The following is a 4,409-nucleotide window of genomic DNA, read 5'->3' on the forward strand; positions in this document are numbered from 1 at the left end:
TCACAACGATGACCAACATCGTCTCGGCGGCGGGTGGCCACGACATCCTCGTCTTGCCCCCGATCTGCGCACACCCTCGGGACCTGCCGGCTGGGCGAGACGGCCGACGTCGGGGTCGTCGATGCCGACGGTCGGAGCTTCGACATCCCGAACCTCTGGATCTGCGACAACTCGGTGTTCCCGAGCTCGCTGTCTGCGAACCCGGCCCTCGCGACGATGGCACTCTCGCTCCGCACCGCGGATGCCATGCTCAGCGTGGCGCGATAGGGCGACGGATGGCAGCCTCGAGAACCCGCACAGACGGCTATGTCGATCTGCGGGATTATGCCGCGATCGGGGACGGTAGAACGGTCGCTCTGATAGCGCGCGACGGTAGCGTCGACTGGCTTCCCATTCCCGATATGGATTCCACCCCGGTTTTCGCCCGGTTGCTGGATGCCGAGGGCGGCGGTGAGATCGAACTTGCGCCGACGGACCCGTACACCGTACGACGCAGCTACGTCAGTGGGACGAACGTGCTTCGAACGACCTTCACCACGGGCTCCGGGGTCGCGCGCGTCACGGACGCCCTGGTCACCGGCCTCGCGGGACGCTTGCCGTGGGTCGAGCTGGCGCGTCGAATCGAGGGGATCAGCGGCGTCGTGAAGTTCCGCTGGCGGGTCGCGCCGGGCACCCGTTTCGCCTCGTCGTCGCCCTGGGTCGAACACGGCCCCCTCGGCAAGATTCTGCGAATCGACACGGTCAACCTCACCGTGCAAGGCATCGAGCATGGGCCTCGGGGTGGCGGCGATCGCGCGATCGCGGGCGGGTTCACGACGTTGAAAGGGTCGCGACATCTGCTGGTCGTCGCGGGAACATCTGACGGCCCACTTCCCATTCCGGTCGGAGAATATACGGATGCCGCCGTCGACCGGACCATCGCCGCATGGCGCGCCTGGTCGAAGGAATTCAGCTACGACGGCCCGTGGGCGCGTCATGTGCAGCGTAGCGCGCTCGCGCTGAAGCTCCTCATGTACGCCTCTACCGGCTCCATCGCTGCGGCGCCGACCACCTCGCTGCCCGAAAGCCTGCGCGGAGGCAAGAACTGGGACTACCGCTACGCGTGGGTGCGCGATCTCGCCTATACCGTCCACTCGCTGGTGCGGTTCGGGCTGCGGGAGGAGACGCATTCGGCGGTGGCCTGGCTGCTCCGGGTGCTTAAGGATCACGGTCCCGAGCTCCAGATCTTCTACACGCTCCGCGGTGAGCTCACCGAGGAGATCACCATGCACCAGGTTCCGGGATGGCGCGGGATCGGCCCGGTCGTCTCGGGAAACCGGGCAGCCGGTCAGGTGCAGCTCGGGGTCTTCGGCGACCTTTTCGACGTGATTCGCATCTACGTCAACGCGGGCAATGTGCTGGACGTGGAGACGGGCCGGCTGCTGGAATCCTTCGCCGAACGCACCGCCGGACTCTGGCGACAGGAGGACGCGGGGATGTGGGAGCTCAAGGAACAGCACCACAACACCTCATCGAAGATGGGCTGCTGGCAGGCGCTGGATGCTGCGGCCCAGCTGTGCGAGGACGGGCACATGCCAGGCGATGCGAAGCGATGGCGAGCCGAATGTGACGAGATCCGCGCCTGGATTGACGAGCACTGCTGGTCGGACGCGCTGCAGGCCTACGTCGCCTACGCCGGAGACGAGAGCCTGGATGCTTCGGTGATGCTGCACGCGACGAGCGGCTTCGACCGCGGGCCGCGTATGTCGTCAACCATCGACGCCATCCGAAACGAGTTGGGCCACGGCCCGCTGGTCTATCGCTACAGCGGGGCCGACCAAGAGGAGGGAGCCTTCGTCGCCTGCTCCTTCTGGATGGCAAGCGCACTCGCCTGCGTCGGTCGCCACGACGAGGCCACGGCGCTCATGGACGAACTCGTCGAGCTCTCGAACGACGTGGGTCTTCTCGCCGAGATGATCGAGCCGAGCGATCGCTCGTTCCTCGGCAATCTGCCCCAGGGCCTCAGTCACATTGGGCTCATCAACGCGGCCATCACCATCGAAGAGCTCTCGGGTGCCGACGGCGCATCCCGCTCAGCAAGGAGACAAAAATGACAGACCCCATCGCGACACCCTCCCCCACGAAACCAGACCAGTACACCTTCGGCGATCCGCGCACCCGCTACCCCGTCATCAGCCCACCCGTCCAGCAGCAAGACGAGCCCGGCATCCAGTCGCAGATGACACCGGTGCCCGACCTCGGCGAGGAGACGTACCGCGGAACCGGCCGACTCACCGGCCGGCGTGCCTTGATCACGGGAGCAGACTCCGGCATCGGTGGCGCAGTGGCTATCGCTTTCGCGCGCGAGGGAGCCGATATCACGATGTCGTACCGCCCAGAAGAGGAGTCGGATGCGCGTCACATTGCCGACGTCATCAAGCGGGCCGGTCGGACCGCGACTTTGGTGCCCGGCGATCTCACCGACCCGGCCTACTGCCGAGCGCTCGTCGACACGGCGGTGAACGCCATGGGCGGACTCGACGCGGTCGTCAACGTCGCCGGCAAGCAGGTGTGGCAACCCACGCTCGCGGAGCTCAGCGATGAGCAGTTCGAGCAGACCTACGCGACGAACGTCTTCGCCCTCTTCTGGATCGTCAAGGCGGCCGTGCCTCACCTCGAACCCGGTTCGACGATCATCAACACCGCGTCGCTCGAGGCCTACACCCCCGCAGCGGATCGATTGGACTACGCGAGCACCAAAGGCGCAATCAATAACCTCTCCAAGGGGCTGGCCCAGCAGCTCATCCCGAACGGCATCCGAGTCAATGTCGTTGCACCAGGGCCGACCTGGACCGCGCTTCAGGTCACGCGCGGCGTGGACCCGGAGACGCTCCCCCAGTTCGGATCCAGCGAGACGTTGATGGGACGAGCCGCGCAACCGGCAGAGCTGGCTCCGGCGTATGTGTTTCTCGCCTCCGCGGAATCCAGCTTTGTCGTCGGGGAGACCCTCAACGTGAACGGCGGGATGAACACACCCTAGGAGCAGCCGCCAGCCAAGTGGTCGAAGCTTGTTCCGTTGTACGGCCACCGGTATTGGTCAGCTGATCCCCTCGGACCTTCCGCACTCACGATGCCCGGGCACCTGAGTGCGTACTTCGTGTGTTGTGACTCGATTGAACGTTTATCTTCCGGACACCTCGGATGTCTGGCCGGCAGTTCGGCTAGGGAGCTATGTGGGCAGGCTCAGCAGACCGTCTCGGTATCATGCGAGGTATGCCGATCACACTGGAAAATGTAGGAATCACCGTCCGCGACATTGACGCGACTATTGAGTTCTTCACCGACCTCGGGCTCACGCTCGTCGGTCGTGACACGATCAGCGGCGACTGGGCCGACACCGCCGTCGGCCTCGACGGCAACCACGCCAAGATAGCGGTGCTCACAACACCAGACGGTCATGGTCAGATCGAACTCTTCGAATATCTCCACCCCGACGCGATCGAGACGCAACCTACTCTCCCCAATGAGATCGGGATGCACCGCGTCGCGCTCTCTGTCGACGACATCGATGTGGCTCTTGAGATAGCCGCGAAGCACGGCTGCTTTCCGCTTCGCGGGGTGGCGACCTACCAGGATGTCTACAAGCTCACGTATCTGCGCGGTCCGAGCGGGATCCTCGTGATGCTCGCCCAGGACCTGACGAAGGGCTGACGGTCGGTCGTTTCAATCGGAGAGTGGTGCTCAACTCGATGAGCAAACCTTTGAGCACCGACTGCCACACGTGAAGGTGTGCTCAGGTGGCCCATTAGCGTTCGTACACATCGCTTCTGTATCCAAGAGTCACAATGGCCACGAGCAGGACGTCATCCTGAATCGTGTAGATGATGCGGTAGTTGCCTACACGAACCCGCAGCCCGGGCCGGCCCTGGAGAGCTCTGGCCCCGGGTGGACGCGGATCTTCCCCGAGAAGTGCGATAGCCCCACGGATCCGATCACGATCCTGATGATCTATCCGCTTCAACGCGCGGATCGCAGCAGGTCGCAATTCGATCCGATATGTCATACCCAGCCCAGGTCAGCCTTGACCTGGGCCCAAGGGATATTCGGCCCCTCTTCGGCCATTGCCTCATCGAATGCCGCGGCGTCTTCAGCGTCCTCAAGCGCTTCCAGCATCCGCTCGTACCGTTCTGGGCTGATGACCACGGCGGCGCGTTGGCCACGGCGCTCGATGAATACCGCCTCGGCGCTGGCTCGGGCGATCACGTCCGAGAAGTGCTTTCGTGCATCCGCGATGCTGACATTTGACATGCTCCAATTGTACATCGTGTACGGCATGATGTACATCACGAGGGCTATCGATAGCGCCCTCGGTACCGATCACCGGACCGCCGCAATCCCCGTGATGTCATTGCCGATCACCAGAATGTGCA

Annotated in this window: 6 protein-coding genes; 4 read left to right on the forward strand and 2 right to left on the reverse strand. The window is 64.1% G+C overall.

Going from position 1 to position 4,409, the window contains the following annotated elements; all coding sequences use genetic code 11:
• The first annotated feature begins 33 nt into the window (after window positions 1-33).
• The 4 genes from RMN95_RS14370 to RMN95_RS14385 all read left to right on the forward strand — a co-directional run bounded on the left by RMN95_RS14370 (window position 34) and on the right by RMN95_RS14385 (window position 3,690).
• Window positions 34-267 (forward strand): GMC family oxidoreductase, encoded by a 234-nt coding sequence (locus tag RMN95_RS14370; RefSeq protein ID WP_309617594.1) that lies wholly within the window; start codon window positions 34-36, stop codon window positions 265-267.
• A gap of 8 nt (window positions 268-275) precedes the next feature.
• Window positions 276-2,093 (forward strand): glycoside hydrolase family 15 protein, encoded by a 1,818-nt coding sequence (locus tag RMN95_RS14375; protein ID WP_309617595.1) that lies wholly within the window; start codon window positions 276-278, stop codon window positions 2,091-2,093.
• Complete coding sequence (locus RMN95_RS14380; protein ID WP_309617596.1) at window positions 2,090-3,019, forward strand: SDR family oxidoreductase; 930 nt, start codon at window positions 2,090-2,092, stop codon at window positions 3,017-3,019. The genes RMN95_RS14375 and RMN95_RS14380 overlap by 4 nt, the downstream gene beginning before the upstream one ends.
• 233 nt (window positions 3,020-3,252) lie before the next feature.
• Window positions 3,253-3,690: a VOC family protein gene (locus tag RMN95_RS14385; protein ID WP_309617597.1), complete on the forward strand. Its 438-nt coding sequence runs from the start codon at window positions 3,253-3,255 to the stop codon at window positions 3,688-3,690.
• Window positions 3,691-3,784: 94 nt separating this feature from the next.
• Here the strand turns inward: RMN95_RS14385 and RMN95_RS14390 are convergent, their stop codons facing one another.
• Both RMN95_RS14390 and RMN95_RS14395 read right to left on the reverse strand, forming a co-directional pair.
• Entirely contained in the window at window positions 3,785-4,042 is a 258-nt protein-coding gene (locus tag RMN95_RS14390) for a type II toxin-antitoxin system RelE/ParE family toxin (RefSeq protein WP_309617598.1), read from the reverse strand.
• Window positions 4,039-4,287, reverse strand: a complete 249-nt coding sequence (locus RMN95_RS14395) for a type II toxin-antitoxin system Phd/YefM family antitoxin (RefSeq protein WP_309617599.1) — start codon at window positions 4,285-4,287, stop codon at window positions 4,039-4,041. Before RMN95_RS14395 ends, RMN95_RS14390 begins: the two co-directional genes overlap by 4 nt.
• Window positions 4,288-4,409 lie beyond the last annotated feature (122 nt).

The sequence above is a fragment of the Salinibacterium sp. genome (assembly GCF_031364185.1).
In the GTDB taxonomy this organism is placed as follows: Bacteria; Actinomycetota; Actinomycetes; order Actinomycetales; family Microbacteriaceae; genus Rhodoglobus.

Bases quoted from the DNA above. Each gene is read 5' to 3' on its own strand.
- RMN95_RS14390 (WP_309617598.1), bottom strand. From the start codon at position 4,042: ATGACATATCGGATCGAATTGCGACCTGCTGCGATCCGCGCGTTGAAG.
- RMN95_RS14395 (WP_309617599.1), bottom strand. From the start codon at position 4,287: ATGTCAAATGTCAGCATCGCGGATGCACGAAAGCACTTCTCGGACGTG.
- RMN95_RS14385 (WP_309617597.1), top strand. From the start codon at position 3,253: ATGCCGATCACACTGGAAAATGTAGGAATCACCGTCCGCGACATTGAC.
- RMN95_RS14375 (WP_309617595.1), top strand. From the start codon at position 276: ATGGCAGCCTCGAGAACCCGCACAGACGGCTATGTCGATCTGCGGGAT.
- RMN95_RS14380 (WP_309617596.1), top strand. From the start codon at position 2,090: ATGACAGACCCCATCGCGACACCCTCCCCCACGAAACCAGACCAGTAC.